We start from the raw sequence: 14,660 nt of genomic DNA, 5'->3' as shown, positions 1-14,660 counted from the left end.
GGCGCCTTCCCGCGCCCGCCCGCCCGCGCCGCGTCAGACGGCGCGCAGACGATATCGACGGAGACAAATCGCCATGAGCATTTCCAGCCACGCCGGGTATGCGCCCCGGTCCGAAGAGGCCATTTATTCCAAAGTGATGTGGCGGCTGCTGCCGTTCCTGTTCCTCTGTTATCTCTGCGCCTACCTGGACCGCGTCAACGTCAGCTTCGCCAAGCTGCAAATGCTCAACGACCTGGGCATGAGCGAAGCGGTATACGGGTTGGGAGCGGGCATTTTCTTCGTGGGCTACCTGATGTTCGAGGTGCCCAGCAATCTCATCCTGCTACGCGTGGGGGCCAGGCGCTGGATCGCGCGCATCATGGTGACCTGGGGGCTGATCTCGGCGGCGATGATGTTCGTCACCACGCCCACCAGCTTCTACGTCATGCGTTTCCTCTTGGGCGTGGCGGAAGCCGGGTTCATTCCCGCCATCCTGCTCTACCTGACCTACTGGTTCCCCTCCAGCCAGCGCAGCAAGGTGACGGCGCTGTTCCTCACCGGCATTCCCATGTCGGGCGTGGTGGGCGGCCCCTTGTCGGGCTGGATCATGTCGTCGATGGGCGGCGCGCACGGGCTGGCGGGCTGGCAGTGGCTGTTCCTGCTGGAAGGCATACCCACGGTGCTGATCGGCGTGGCGGCATTCTTCTTCCTGGACGACCGGGTGGCCGACGCGAAATGGCTGAGCGAGCAGGAGAAGGCCCTCATCGAACGCAATCTGCGCGAGGACGGCGCCGGGCAGAACAAACTGCATACGCTGCGCGACGGCCTGCTCAGTCCGCGCATCCTGCTGCTGAGCGCGATCTACTTCTGCTTCACGATGGGCCTGTACGGCGTGAGCTTCTGGCTGCCGTCGCTGGTCAAGGCGGCGGGCGTGTCGGACACGATGGACATCGGCCTGCTGTCGGCCCTGCCGTATGCCGCCGCGACCCTGGCGATGATCCTGGTGGGGCAGAGCTCCGACTCGCGGGGCGAACGGCGCTGGCACCTGGCGGTGCCGGGCGTGATCGGGGCGATCGCCTTGTGCCTGAGCGTGCGCTATGCCAACAACACCGTCTTGGCCATGATCGCGCTGACGGCCGGCACCATGGGCGTGATGACCACCATCTCGCAATTCTGGGCGGTGCCCCCGGCGATCCTGGGCGGCGCGGCGGCCGCGGCGGGCATCGCGCTGGCCAATTCCGTCGGCAGCATTTCCGGCGTGATCAGCCCCTATCTGATCGGCTGGATGCAGACCACCACGGGGTCGACGGGCGGCGGCATCGTCGGCATCGCCGCCAGCATGGTGCTGGGCAGCCTGTTGACCTTCCTGGTTCCGGCCAAGGACGTCAATACCGCGCCGGCGGCGCGTTCCTGAGGGCGCGGGGCCATGCATCCGCGCGCAAGTTCCGGCGAGGATCGCCGCGGCCGGGCGCCGGCGGCCCTACAGGATTTCGCCCAGGCGTTCGAGCAGGTTGCGGCGGGCGCGCTCGGCGTGCTCGTCGGACAGCGCCACGGCGCGGGCCCCGTCGCCGGCGTTGATGGCGTCGGCGATGGCCTCGTGTTCCTGCCAGATCGATTCGCGCTCGGTGGAGGATTGCAGCACCTCGCCCATCACGCGGCGCAGGTGCACCCAGTGCAGATGCGCGCTGTCGGCGATGAGCGAGTTGCCGGAAGCCTGGTAGACGGCGTTGTGGAAGGCGATGTCGGCGTCGATCATCGATTTGACGTCCTTGCCGCGGGAGGCTTCCTGGCCCTGCGCGATCAGGCGCTTGTCGATGCGCGCGCCGCGCTGGACGGCGAGCTTGGCGGCCAGCGCATCCAGCGCGCCGCGGACCTCGTAGAGCTTGCCGATCCACTCCAGGTCCAGCGGGGCGACCAGCACCCCGCGGCCCGGCGCGTCCTGCACCAGCCCGTCTTTCTTGAGCAGGCGCAGGGCCTGCAAAACGGGGGAGCGGGAGACGGCGAATTGCTCGGCGATGTCTTCCTGCGTGAGCCGGGTGCCGGGGGCCAGGGAGCCGTCGCTGATGGCGTCCAGCAACACCCGGTAGACCTCGTCCACGTAGTCGGGCCGGACCTGGATTTTGTCGAATTTGAGCGTCATAAGCCTGTGCATTTGTACTTTGAATTCAGAGTACAGGTGGGCATGCAGAGCGTCAATCGTCGCGTTTGATCGGTGTTAACCCGAATGATCAATGCGTCCAAACGCTTTTAAAGTCTGTATACAGACTTCGGTATTCTGAATTTACGATCAGCCAACCAACGCGGCGCCAGCCGCATTCAGGAGACGGGACATGAGCAAATTGATGGATAAGCGCGACGGCGCGGCAGGCACGGGCGGCGCCGGCCAGGGCACGGTGAAAAAGCTGATCCCCTATGGCGGCTACTACACCAACCGGACGGTGGGCCACGATCCGGAGCTGACCGAAACCGGCCCGGGCACGCCCACGGGCGAGTACATGCGCCGCTTCTGGCATCCGATCTGCATGTCGATGGAACTGACCGACACGCCGCGTTTCCTGAAGATCATGACCGAAGAACTGGTGGCGTTCCGCGACGGCAGCGGCCGGGTGGGCGTGCTGCATGCGCATTGCGTGCACCGCGGCGCGTCGCTGGAGTACGGCGCGATCCAGGAGCGCGGCATCCAATGCTGCTACCACGGCATGGTGTTCGACGTGGACGGCACCTGTCTGCACGTGCCGTTCCCCGCCGGCGAAGAGGCCGAAGCCGAGAAATACGCGTGCTCCATCCGCCAAGGGGCCTACAAGGCCGTGGAGCGCAACGGCCTGGTCTTCGCCTACATGGGGCCGCCGGACGAAGAGCCGCCTTTCCCCGAGTGGGAAGGCGATTTCACCGTGCTGCCCGGCGACGAACTGGTGCCGTTCAGCAATTTCCAGCATTGCAACTGGCTGCAGGTGCAGGACAACGCGGCCGACAACTATCACCCGACGGCCCTGCATGCCGGCAAGAACGTGGTGGGGGGGCATTACCAGGGCACGACCTTCGACGAAGTCGGGGCGGCGTCGATGGAAGTGGCGCCCGATATGCAATTCATCCCGGTGCAGAACGGCCGCAGCCTGGCCTGCGCGGGCGCGCGCCGGGTCGACCGCGACCGCCTCTTCATCCGGGTCCAGCACCAGGCCCTGCCGAACTTGAGCCTGCACGCCTACACCTCGGAAGACGGCTCCAGGAAGAAACTGTTCAGCCGCTTCCACATCATCCGCTGGACCGTGCCGGTGGACGACGAGAACAGCAAGATGATCGGCTGGCGCGTCATGGGGCCGGGCATCGACACGCGCGGCGTGGGCAAGAAGGAGTGGGTGGGCTACGAGACCATCGACTTCCTGGAGGGCCAGGTGGCCATGCGGCGCCCGGAACGCTTCGGCCAGTACAAGCTGGAAGACATGCCTCCGATTCCCGCCAACCATCGCGAGCGGGCCAATTACAAGGAAGCGCAGTACGCGCCCGGCGACTACGAGGCCATCATCAGCCAGCGGCCGATCGCGGTGCATGCGCTGGAGAACCCCACCAAGTTCGACGCCGGGCTGTATATGTTCCGCAAACTGCTGCGCGACGCGGTGCGGGGTTCCAACCCCGCGGCCGGCCCCGCCGGATTCGCCGAATGGCTGCGCTCGGTGGCCGGGGCGCCCAACAGCTACTGCTCGGGCAACGTGCTGGAGATTCCGCAGGCGGCCGACATCAAGGACGAGGTGGCGCAACGCCGCCGCATTTCCAAGGGCATCGTCGCGATCCTGACCGAATGCGAGCACCTCAGGGGCGAGGAGCGCGCCGCCCTGGTGCGCGAGCGCCTGGAAGCGTTGGAACGGTCGGCCCGCGAGGGCTGAGGACGGCGGGATTCGCCGGCGCCGGGCGCGAAGGCGCCCTCGCCATCCGGCGGGGGCGCGGCCCCGAGGCAAAGCGTGAGGAGACAAGAGGATGAAGAGCGAAACGGCGGCCGACCAGGCGGCGGAGCTGGACGTGTTCCTGAGGCAGGTCCGCTATGAAGGCAGGAACATCCATTCATACGAATTCGTGGATCCGGAAGGGGGGGAACTGCCGCCGTTCTCGGCGGGGGCGCATATCGACCTCCACCTGGGCGACGGCGTGCTGCGGCAGTATTCGCTGTGCAATCCGCCCGGCGAAAGGCATCGCTACGTGATCGCCGTGCTGCGCGACGCCCAGGGGCGCGGCGGTTCGCAGCGCGCCCACGACCGGCTGCGCGTGCAGGACCGCGTGCGGATCAGCCGTCCGCGCAACCATTTCCGGCTGGAGCCGGACGCGCGCAAAGTGGTGCTGCTGGCCGGCGGCATCGGCATCACGCCGATCAAATCCATGGCCCATGCCTTGCAGGCGGCGGACGCGGACTTCGAGCTGCACTACTGCGCGCGCGACGCGGGCGCGGCCGCCTTCGGCGGCGAGCTGGCCGCCATGCTGGGCGAATCGCGCCTGCGCCTGCATTTCGATGACGGCGATCCGGCACGCGGCCTGGACATCGCGGGCTTGCTGGACGGCGCGCCGGCGGCGGGCACGCATCTCTACTATTGCGGCCCGGCCGGCTTCATGGCCGCGTGCGCGAAGGCGGCCGCGCATTGGCCGACCGGCACCGTTCATTGCGAGCATTTCAAGGCGCCCGAGCGCGTGCCCGATCCGGCATCGCCCGCCGCCGACGGGAGCTTCCGGATCGAGATCGCCAGCACCGGGCAATGCCTGGAGGTGCCCGCGGACCGCAGCATCGCCGACGTATTGCGCGCCGAGGGGATCGGCATCGAAACCTCGTGCGAGGCCGGTCTGTGCGCGACCTGCAAGGTGCGCTACCTGTCGGGCGAGGTGGATCACCAGGACTATGTGCTGGATGCCTCGGACCAGCAGCACTACCTGACCGTGTGCGTGTCGCGGGCCAAGAGCGACTTGCTGGTGCTGGACATCTAGGGCCTGAGGCCCGCTCGACACGCAGGGAGACGCACATGATCCTGGCCGATTACCTGACCGCGCGATCCGGGCCGTCCCCCGAGCACGGATTTCTGCTGCTGGGCGAAACGGGGTTCTCGATGCCGGCGGCTTCGTGCTCCGCGTCGCCGTTCGCGCATTGGATGCGGGACGAGGCGCTGCCTCGCGCTGCCTGCCTGCTCCTGGAGCAAGGCCTGCACCTGTCGCGCCTGAGCGGCCTGGTGCGCGCCGCGCCCGGGAGCGCGTGCGGCCCGGATGCCGAGGCCGCCTGGATACTGGCGCGCAGCGACCAGGGGCTGGTGTCCATCGTGGTCCGCGCCGCGGCCGGCGCCGGCGCGCCCCGGCTGCGCGAGGACGCCGCGCTGGCCTTGAGGCAGGCCGCGCGCTATCTCGCGGGATATGCCGTGGTGCCGGTGCAGGGCGGCCCGGGCGAGGACGCTATGGAGGGCTACCGGCGCTTCGCGCAGGACCGCGGGCGGGGGCAGGTCCGCGCGGACACGCTGTATGCCAGCCGCGATGCCGGGTCCGGGACGATGTTCGCCTGCGCCTGGCTGGGCGGCGATCCGGCGGACGCTTGAATGGGCCGGCCGACTTACGCGGCCAGGCGCGGATTGAAGGCGTCGTTCAGCGCGTCGCCCAGCAGGTTGAGCGACAGCACCGTCAGCACGATGGACAGGCCGGGCAGCGCCGCCAGGTACCAGGCGGTGCGCAGCATTTCGCGGGCGTCGCCGATCATGCTGCCCCAGGAGACCGCGTTGGGGTCGCCCATGTTCATGAAGGACAGGGCCGATTCGATGAGGATGGCGTTGGCGACCAGCACCGAGGTGGTGACGATCACGGGCGGCAGCGCGTTGGGCAGGATTTCCAGCAGGGCGATGCGGAAATGGCTGAAGCCGATGCTGCGCGCCGCCTGCACGAATTCCGCTTCGCGCAGGGAGCGGAATTCGGCGCGCACCAGCCGCGCCACCACGGGCCAGGAGGCCACGCCGATGGACAGGGCGATCACCGCCACCGAGGGCCGGCCGATGGCGACGATGACGACCACCAGCAGGAACGAGGGGATGGTCTGCAGCAGTTCGGTCGCGCGCATGAGCACGGCGTCGACCCAGCCGCCCGCATAGCCCGCGGCCGCGCCCACCGCGATGCCGATGGCCAGGCTCAGCAGCGCGGCGGTCACGCCCACCGCCAACGATACGCGGGCGCCATGCGCGAGGCCGGCGGCGATGTCGCGCCCCATGGTGTCGGTGCCCAGCGGAAAGGCCGGATCCTGGCCGGGCCACAGGATGGGCGGGCCGACCATGTCCAGCGGATCGTGGGGAAAGATCCAGGGGGCCGTGACCGCGGCCAGGAGGATCAGCAGCAGCAGGAAGCCGCCCGCCACGGCGGCGGGATTGGCCAGGAGGCGGCGCAGCGCGCCCGAGCGCGGCCGGGGCAGGCTGGGGGCGGGTGCGGGCAGGGAGGAAGCGTTCGCGGACATGGCGGATAAGATCGGGAGCGGGGGTTCAGCGGACGCGGATGCGCGGGTCCAGCAGGGCGTGCAGCAGGTCGACCAGCAGGTTGGCGAGGATGACCAGCAGCGAGGACAGGACCAGGATGCCGAGCAGCACGACGTAGTCGCGGGCCATGACGGATTCGTAGGCCAGGCGGCCCAGACCGGGCCAGCTGAAAACCGTCTCGACCACCACGGCGCCGCCCAGCAGCGTGCCGAAGTTCAGCCCGGCCACCGTGGTCACGGGGATGAGCGCGTTGCGCAGGATGTGGCGGCGCGCCACCGCCCAGGGCGTGAGGCCCTTGGCCCGGGCCGTGCGCACGAAGTCCTGGCGGCTGACTTCCAGCATGGATGCCCGCGTCAGTCGCGCGAAGATGGCGACGTAGAATCCCGCCAACGCCAGCGTGGGCAGGACCAGGTGGCGCGCCACGTCCAGCGCATGCGCCAGGCCGGTGGCCGAGGAGCCGATGGTGGAGACCCCGCCCGGCGGCAGCCAGCCCAGTTGCACCGACAGCAGGATGATGGCCATCAGGCCCAGCCAGAAGCCGGGGGTGGAGTACAGCAGCAGCGCGGCCAGCGAGAGCACGCGGTCGGGCCAGCGCCCCACGAAGCTCGCCATCAGCGCGCCCAGCGCGATGCCCGCCGCCAGCGCGCAGCCCAGGGCGCTGAACATCAGCAGCACCGTGTTGCCGAGCCGGCTGAAGATCAGGTCCGACACCGGCAGGTTGTACCGGGGCGAGATGCCCAGGTTCAGCTCGAACAGGTTGCGCACGTAGGCTTGCAGCTGCCGCAGCACGGGCTGGTCCAGGCCGAAGTGGCTGCGCATGGCGGCCATGCTGGCCTCGGTGGCGGACCCCGATTCGGCGGCGATGACGTCGGCGGCGTCGCCCGGCACCGCCTGCAGCAGGAAGAAGCTGAGCAGGACGACGCCGACGACGGTGGGAACCGCCTGCAGCAGGGAGCGCGCGAGCGTCTGGAGGGCGCGTAGGGTAGTCATGGCGGCGCAGTCCGTGGCGGCTTATTGCAGGTACACGTCCGCCAGGTTGGACTCCACCCCGTCGGCGGTCAGCGAGTGGTCGTGCACGCGCTGGTTCGCGATGGTGATGAATTCCGGCTGGTACAGGTTCAGATCGGGCACCTCGCGCGCCACGATCTGCTGGAATTCCTTGAACAGTTCGACGCGGCGCGCCGGATCGTTCTCCACCGCAGCGCCTTCCAGCAGCGCGTCCACCCGCGGGTTCTGGTAGTGCGTGCCGTTGGAGAACGGAACGCCCTTGATGAAGTTCCGGGACCAGTACAGGCGCTGCACGCCCACCGTGGGGTCGAACAGGTTGCTGGCGCCGTTGGTGGTGAAGGCGAAATCGCGGTCGGTGTAGACGCGCTTGATGAAGGCGGACGCATCCTGCGAGCGGACCACCGCCGCGATGCCCACGCGGGCCAGCGTGGTGCGCAGGTAGTCGGCCAGGCGGGCGCCGTCGGAGCCGATCGGGTTGTAGTCCAGCGGCACGCGGAAGCGCACGCCGTCGGCGCCCTTGGGATAGCCGGCCTCGTCGAGCAGCGCGTTGGCGCGCTTCAGGTCGTACGGATAGGGCGTGGGCGCGGGGTCGTTGTAGGTCTTCAGGCCCGGGGCGATGGGCGAATAGGCCACCTGGCCCACGCCGTAGTTCACCACCTTCAGGATGACGTTGCGATCCACCGCGTGCGCCACCGCCTGGCGCACCTTCTCGTTCTTGAAGTGCGGATCGTCCAGATTGAATTCCAGCCGGGTGACGTTGTAGGAATAGCTGTTGCCCTTGGTCTCGAAACGCAGCGACGGCACGGTTTTCAGCCGGGCCAGGTCGGCCAGCGGCACGGGCGTGCGATAGCCCAGGTCCACCGTGCCGGTCTCGAAGGCGATGGCGGCGGCGGCCGGATCGGCCACGATGCGCACGATCAGGCGGTCGATGTAGGGCTTGGGCTGGTCCCAGTAGTCCGGATTGCGCTCGTACACGATATGGCTGCCGCGCACCCATTCCTTGAACTTGTAGGGGCCGGTGCCGATCGGCGCCGACGTGGCCGGGTTGGACAGCGGGTCGGTGCCGTCGTAGACGTGCTTGGGCACGATCGGCGTTTCGGTGGCGACGAAGGCGCGGATCAGATACGGCGCGGGCTTGGACAGCCGCAGGACCACGGTATGGTCGTCCGGCGTTTCGATGGCGGTCACGTTGGCGAAGGTGTTGCGGCCGCGCGGGTGGATGCGCTTGAGCAGGTCGATCGAGTAGGCCACGTCGGCGGCGGTGAAGGGCTTGCCGTCATGCCACTTGACGCCCTGGCGTAGCGTGAAGGTGTACACGGTGCCGTCCGGGCTGACCTGCCATGCCGTGGCCAGCTGGGGTTCGGGCTTGAGGTCGTAGTCGTACTTGAGCAGGCCCTCCGTCACCTTGGCGCTCACGCTCAGGATCGGGGTGGCGACGTTGCCCACGGTCACCAGGGCGGTGGGCTCGGAGGGCAGCAGCAGCGTCAGGGTGCCGCCGCGGACCGGTTCGGCATGGACGGCGGGGGCCAGCGCGAGCAGCGCGCCGGCCAGGGTCAGGTGGAGAAAGGAACGGCGAGGAAAGGTCATGATGGGCAACGGATATCGAAGTCTGGGAAAAGCGCCCGGGCGGAGCCCGGGAGCATGAGGGCGAGGCGGCGGGCGGGCTCAGGGCCGGGCGGCCGCCTGCCGGTAGGCATGGAGCGCCTGGCCGGCGCTGACCAGCCCGTCGCGCACGTCGCGTTCGAGCCGGGCGGGGTCGCGGGTGGCGGGGTCGCCCAGTCCGCCGCCGCCGGGCGTGTGCACGACCAGCCGTTCGCCGGCGGGCACCAGTTGCCTGCCCTTGGCCTGCAGCGCGCGGCCGCCGGCCAGCGCCAGTTGGCCGCCTGCGCCGGCCTGGCCGCCCAGGGCGCCGCGCGCCGGATGCCGCACGCGATCGAAGGCGGCGGCGATGATCATCGCGGCCTGCGGATCGGCATGGCGCAGCTCGATGGTCTGTCCCAGGCCGCCGCGCAACGCGCCCGCGCCGCCGGAGTCCTGGCGGTACTCCTTGCGCTTGAAGACCAGGGGGTTGGCGCTTTCCAGGATTTCAAGGGAAACGTTGCGCACGCCGCTGGGATAGGACGTGGCCGACAGCCCGTCCTTGCCCGGCCGGGCGCCGGTGCCGCCGGTCGAGAAGCTGGTGGCGTTGAAGCGCGGGCCGGCGAGCAGCGCGGCCTGTTCCGCCGCGCTCGCCCCGGCCAGCGGCTCGCCGCCCACCAGGTGCAGGTTCCACAGGGACGAGGCGCCTTCGGCCGGCACCTGGTCCGGGCGCGCCTGGCGCAGCGCGCCGAAGACGGCGTCGGGCAGCAGCTGGCCGATGATGTGCCGGGCGGTCACCGCCGCCGGAAAGCGCGCGTTCAGGATGGAGCCTTCCGGCGCGGACACCTCGACCACCGACAGCGAGCCGGCGTTGTTCGGCACGTCGGCGCCGATCAGGCAGCGGATGCCGAAGGACGTGTAGGCGTCGGTGTAGGCCTTCACCACGTTGATGCCGCGGGCCACGCTGGGCGAGCTGCCGTCGAAGTCCACCAGGATGCGGTCGGCCTCGATGGTGACGCTGGCTTCCAGCGTGATGGGGGCGTCGTAGCCGTCGATCACCAGCGTGTTGCGCCAGCTGCCCTGGGGCCATAGGGCGATGGCCTGGCGCATGGCGCGCGCCGACTGCTCGATGATGTAGCCGCCCAGCGCTTCCAGGTCGGCCAGGCGGAACTCCGCCAGCAGCGATTTCAGGCGGCGGCCGCCGATATCGTTGCAGGCCACCAGCGCGTACAGATCGCCCTCGACCTGCTCGGGTTCGCGCACGTTGGCGCGGATGATGGCGAGCACGCCCGGATCCACCTCGTGCTGGCGGAAGAAGCGCAGGATGGGCAGGAACAGCCCTTCGTGGTAGACCTCCAGGCCGTCGGCGCTGCTGCCGATGCCGCCGATGTCGATCACGTGCAGGGTCGAGGCGAACAGCGCCACCAGCGCGCCCTCGTGGAACACGGGCGACACCATCGTCATGTCGAAGAGGTGGCCGGTGCCTTTCCACGGATCGTTGGTGAGCAGCACGTCGCCGTCGCGCAGCGATTCGGGCGGGAAGACCTTCAGGAAGTGCTTGACCGACTCGGCCATCGCGTTGACGTGGCCCGGCGTGCCGGTCACGGCCTGCGCGATCATGCGCCCGTCGGGCAGGAACACGCCGGCCGACAGGTCGCCGGCTTCGCGCGTCGCGGTGCCGAACGCCGAGCGGATCAATACCTGGGCCTGTTCTTCCACCACCGACAGCAGCCGGTTCCAGGCCAGCTGGTAGCGGATGCGCTGCTGGGCGGCGGGTTTCGAGGGCGTGCTCATGATGCGATTTCCTTGTCGTTGGGGAGGCGCGCGGCGCGGAGGTCGTCCAGCACCAGCGAGCCGAGGCGGCTGCGGCGGGCCTCGAAGCCGGCGGGCACGAAGGTGGTGGTTTCGTCCTCGACCACCAGGGCCGGGCCCGTCACCTTCTGCTCGGCGTCGAGCGCGGCGCGTTCGAAGCAGGGCGCCTCGATCCAGCCGTCGCCTTCGAAGTCGTAGAGCCTGCGCGTGCCCGCCTGGCGGGCCGCGGTGGCGGGGCCGTCGGCGATGCGGTCGGCTTCGGGCACGCGGCGCTCGCCGGCCTGCGCGGCGATGGACCAGCTCACGGCCTCGACGGCCACGTGGGGCAGGTTGCGCCCGTAGAGTTGGGCATAGCGTTGCGCGAAGGCCTCCGCCAGCCGCGCGCCGGCGGCGGCGTCGAACGGGCCGTCGGGCAGGTCCACCGGAATTTCATGGCCCTGGCCGCTGTAGCGCATGAAGACCACGCGCTTGTGGCGCAGGGCGACGTCGGGCGCCGCGCGCCGCACCACCGCGTCCACGCCCGCGGCCAGCTCGTCCAGCAGGGCCTGCACCGCCGCATGGTCCACCTGCGCGAGGCGCTGGTGGAAGCTGCGCACCGCCTGGTAGGCGATGGGCGCCCACAGAAAGCCCACGGCGGAGCCCACGCCGGCCGATTCCGGGATCACCACGCGAGCGATTCCCAGCTTGCGCGCCAGGCCGGCCGCGTGCAGCGGCGCGGCGCCGCCGAACGCGATCAGCACATGCTCGTCGGCCGATTTGCCCAGCTCCGAGGCATGCACGCGCGCGGCGTTCGCCATGTTCTCGCTGACCACTTCGACGACGGCATGCGCCGCCTGCGGCGTGTCGAGTCCGGCGGGCGCGGCCAGGTGCGCCTGGATCGCCTCCCGCGCCAGTTCGGGACGTAGCGCAACCTTGCCCACGGCGAAGCGTTCCGGCGTGAGGGTGCCCAGCACGGCGTGGGCGTCCGTCACGGTGGGCAGGGTGCCGCCGTTGCCGTAGGCCGCGGGGCCCGGCGCGGATCCGGCGCTGTCGGGGCCGACCTGGAGCGAGCCCAGGTGATTGATTCGCGCGATGGAGCCGCCGCCGGCGCCGATCTCCACCATCTCGATCACGGGAATGCGGATGGGCAGGCCCGAGCCTTTCAGGTGGCGGTGCACGCGTCCGAACTCGAAGCTGCGGCTGACCTGCGGCTCGTAGTCGTCGATGTAGCAGATCTTCGCCGTCGTGCCGCCCATGTCGAAGGACAGCGCGCGCGCCGCGCCGGTCTGCTGCGCGATCTGTTGCGCCAGGATGGCGCCGCCGGCCGGGCCGGACTCCACCAGCCGCACCGGCTCTTCGATGCCGGTCTGCAGGGTGGCGATGGAGCCGCCCGAAGTCATCAGGAACGGCTCCTCGCGCAGGCCGCGTTCGCGGGCCGCGTCGTTGAAGCGCCGCAGATAGCCGGACACCTGGGGCTGGACGTAGGCGTTGGCGCTGACCGTCGACAGGCGCGGATATTCGCGGATCTCGGCGCAGACGTCCGAGGACAGCGAGATCCACAGCCCGGGCGCATGGGCGCGCAGCAGCTCGCGGATGCGGCGCTCGTGTTCGGGATGGGCGTAGCTGTGCAGCAGGCAGACCGCCACGCTTTCGATGCCGGCCTCCGTCAGCTCGCGGGCCAGCGCGATGACCTGCGCTTCGTCCAGCGGCGTCAGCACGCGGCCTTGCGCGTCCACGCGCTCGGTGATGCCGTGGCGCCACGGGCGCGGCACCAGGGGCTCGGGCTTGTCCAGGAAAATGTCGTATTGCGCGTAGCGGTCTTCCAGGCCGATTTCCACCAGGTCGCGGAAACCCGCCGTGGTCAGCAGGGCGGTGCGGGCGCCCTTGCGCTCGATGAGCGCGTTGGTGGCCAGCGTGGTGCCGAGAATCAGCAGGTCGATCCGCGGCCAGCTCGCGCCGGCCCGGTCGAGCAGTTCCTGGATGCCCTGGAGCACGGCGGTCTCGGGCGTGTCCGGGGTGGTGAGCAGCTTGGCGGACCAGCGGCGGGGGCCGCTTTCCAGCACGATGTCGGTGAAGGTACCGCCGACGTCGACGGCGACGCGCAAGGCGGGCGCGGCGTCCGGGGCAGAGGGAGTAGGCATATGCGGCAACGGGAATCCGGTCGTGGGGGCCCGCGAGACGGAAGCGGGCCAAGACCGGTGATGCTAAGCAGTCCCGGCCGCGGCTTGAACGACGGATTTCGAGTTTGCATATGCGGAAAAAAGCGCGGGGCGTCTACCCGCGCGGATCAGCCCGGGCTGCCCGACAGCGCCAGCAGCAGCGCCAGGCAAAGCAGCACGCCGAACGCGGCCAGCGCATAGGGCAGCAGCATCACGTAAACGCCGCGCTCCTGGCCCCGGCCGTGGGCCAGCCCGGCGGCGATCGACATCCGGACCGGCGAGAAAATCCCCAGCGAGGTGCCCGAGACGTGCAGCAGCGCCGCGGCGCCCGGCACGCTCAGGCCGGCCTGCAGCGCCAGCGAGAGCTGGGACGACATGAACAGGCTGTTGGGCGCGTTGCCGCTATTGGCCAGGATGCCGAACGCGCCGGCCAGGATGGGCGTGATCAGGACGGTCCAGTCGCGCAGGCTGGCGAACAGGCCGTCGGCGAAGGCCTGCGAAATGCCCGCGCCCGCGAGCACCTCGGCCATCATCGCGAACAGGAAAACCGAATACACGGCATGGCGGCCGGTGGTCCAGGCGGCGCGCGCCTGCCCGGCCAACACCCGCGGCTGGCGCCGCAGCGCCGCCATGGCCAGCGCGCCGGCGATGAGCCAGCTGCCCGCGTGCAGGAAGGGTTTCCAGGCGGGTAGGTCGGTGAACGGGTTGAACGCGCCCAGCGCGGACAGGCCGCGGTTCAGCCCAGGCAGCAGCCTGGTCGCCACCAGCCAGGCGATCATCAGGATGTAGGGCAGGGCGCTGCGCGCCGCGGCGAGCAGCTGCGCGCGGCCGGGGCGGCGGTCGAGCGCGAAGCGCAATACGATCAGCGGGCCGTAGGCCGACAGCAGCGCGGTCTCGGGCCCGAGCACGGCGGTGGCGGCGGCCAGCGCCGCCAGGCTGGCGGCCATCCAGCCCGCTTCGCGCCAGCATTCCGACGTGGGCGCGCGCAGGCCGGCGCGCGCCGCGGTGCGCCAGTACAGCGCCATCCACAGCGCCATCAGCAAGGCCACCGGCACCATGCTGTAGAGCGCCAGCTCGAAAGCCGGCACGCGCGCATAGGCCGAGGCCAGCAGTGTGCCGCTGCCCATGGCGCCCCAGGGGATCAGCGTCTGGCTCAGCAGCGCGAACACCATGGTTTCGCGGGGCTGCAGGTTCAGCGGCCGGATCAGCAGGACGGTGCCCAGCATGCCGACGCCGAAGCCGGTGGCGGATTCGGCGAAAGGGCCCACCAGGAAACAGGCGAAGAACAGCAGCCTGCGCCGCGCCAGCGCGTCGCCCGGGCCGGGGACGGCGGCGCGGGCGGCCGGGGCGCGGCTCTGCGCGGCCATGTGCCAGAACAGCAGCCCGCCCAGGATGTAGGGCGTGATGATGCCGCCGATCCAGAGGCCGCGCGCGAGCGCCAGCCCCAGCTCGCCGCCGCCGAACGCCGCGGGGGCCGTGGACAGCGCGACGGGGATCGCCGCAGCCAGGCCCAGGATGGCCGCGGCGGTGGTGCTCAAGCGTCCGCTGGCGATGGCGGCGATGACGGTCAGGGCAGGCAGGGACCAGAGTAGGTACGTCATTGGGGAAATGTCCGCGAGGCGTGGGCCGGGTGGCGCGATGCGCGTAGCAGTGTATGCCGACAGCG

The 14,660-nt window shown here is 70.1% G+C and carries 11 protein-coding genes; 4 read left to right on the top strand and 7 right to left on the bottom strand.

Annotated elements, in window-relative coordinates; genetic code table 11:
• Positions 1-73: 73 nt before the first annotated feature.
• Entirely contained in the window at positions 74-1,393 is a 1,320-nt protein-coding gene (locus tag ADE01S_RS11895; RefSeq protein WP_062681901.1) for an MFS transporter, read from the top strand.
• Between the two features lie 66 nt (positions 1,394-1,459).
• Here the strand turns inward: ADE01S_RS11895 and ADE01S_RS11890 are convergent, their stop codons facing one another.
• Positions 1,460-2,119: a GntR family transcriptional regulator gene (locus tag ADE01S_RS11890; RefSeq protein WP_062681900.1), complete on the bottom strand. Its 660-nt coding sequence runs from the start codon at positions 2,117-2,119 to the stop codon at positions 1,460-1,462.
• Between the two features lie 190 nt (positions 2,120-2,309).
• On the opposite strand from ADE01S_RS11890, the gene ADE01S_RS11885 reads away from it, so the two are divergent.
• From ADE01S_RS11885 to ADE01S_RS11875, 3 genes are all read left to right on the top strand, one after another.
• The gene (locus ADE01S_RS11885) at positions 2,310-3,860 is read left to right on the top strand and encodes a Rieske 2Fe-2S domain-containing protein (RefSeq protein ID WP_062681899.1); all 1,551 of its coding nucleotides are present in this window, start codon (positions 2,310-2,312) and stop codon (positions 3,858-3,860) included.
• A gap of 91 nt (positions 3,861-3,951) precedes the next feature.
• Positions 3,952-4,944 carry a PDR/VanB family oxidoreductase gene (locus ADE01S_RS11880; protein WP_062681898.1) on the top strand — a complete coding sequence of 331 codons (993 nt, stop codon included), beginning with the start codon at positions 3,952-3,954 and terminating at the stop codon, positions 4,942-4,944.
• A 35-nt stretch (positions 4,945-4,979) separates the two neighbouring features.
• Positions 4,980-5,540, top strand: a complete 561-nt coding sequence (locus ADE01S_RS11875) for a hypothetical protein (RefSeq protein ID WP_062681897.1) — start codon at positions 4,980-4,982, stop codon at positions 5,538-5,540.
• A gap of 14 nt (positions 5,541-5,554) precedes the next feature.
• Here ADE01S_RS11875 and ADE01S_RS11870 read toward each other — a convergent pair whose 3' ends face one another.
• The 6 genes from ADE01S_RS11870 to ADE01S_RS11845 form a co-directional block, all read right to left on the bottom strand.
• Entirely contained in the window at positions 5,555-6,439 is an 885-nt protein-coding gene (locus ADE01S_RS11870; RefSeq protein ID WP_062681896.1) for an ABC transporter permease, read from the bottom strand.
• Between the two features lie 25 nt (positions 6,440-6,464).
• Positions 6,465-7,448, bottom strand: coding sequence for an ABC transporter permease (locus tag ADE01S_RS11865; protein ID WP_062681895.1), 984 nt, complete (start codon positions 7,446-7,448; stop codon positions 6,465-6,467).
• Positions 7,449-7,469: 21 nt separating this feature from the next.
• The gene (locus tag ADE01S_RS11860) at positions 7,470-9,053 is read right to left on the bottom strand and encodes an ABC transporter substrate-binding protein (RefSeq protein WP_062681933.1); all 1,584 of its coding nucleotides are present in this window, start codon (positions 9,051-9,053) and stop codon (positions 7,470-7,472) included.
• Positions 9,054-9,131: 78 nt separating this feature from the next.
• Entirely contained in the window at positions 9,132-10,838 is a 1,707-nt protein-coding gene (locus ADE01S_RS11855) for a hydantoinase B/oxoprolinase family protein (RefSeq protein WP_062681894.1), read from the bottom strand.
• Entirely contained in the window at positions 10,835-12,976 is a 2,142-nt protein-coding gene (locus ADE01S_RS11850; protein ID WP_062681893.1) for a hydantoinase/oxoprolinase family protein, read from the bottom strand. Before ADE01S_RS11850 ends, ADE01S_RS11855 begins: the two co-directional genes overlap by 4 nt.
• A gap of 146 nt (positions 12,977-13,122) precedes the next feature.
• Positions 13,123-14,595 carry a hypothetical protein gene (locus ADE01S_RS11845; RefSeq protein WP_062681892.1) on the bottom strand — a complete coding sequence of 491 codons (1,473 nt, stop codon included), beginning with the start codon at positions 14,593-14,595 and terminating at the stop codon, positions 13,123-13,125.
• Between the last annotated feature and the right edge of the window lie 65 nt (positions 14,596-14,660).

The sequence above is a fragment of the Achromobacter denitrificans NBRC 15125 genome (genome assembly GCF_001571365.1).
GTDB classification, from domain to species: Bacteria; Pseudomonadota; Gammaproteobacteria; order Burkholderiales; family Burkholderiaceae_B; genus Achromobacter; species Achromobacter denitrificans.
This window is presented reverse-complemented; position numbering and strand designations above follow the sequence as displayed.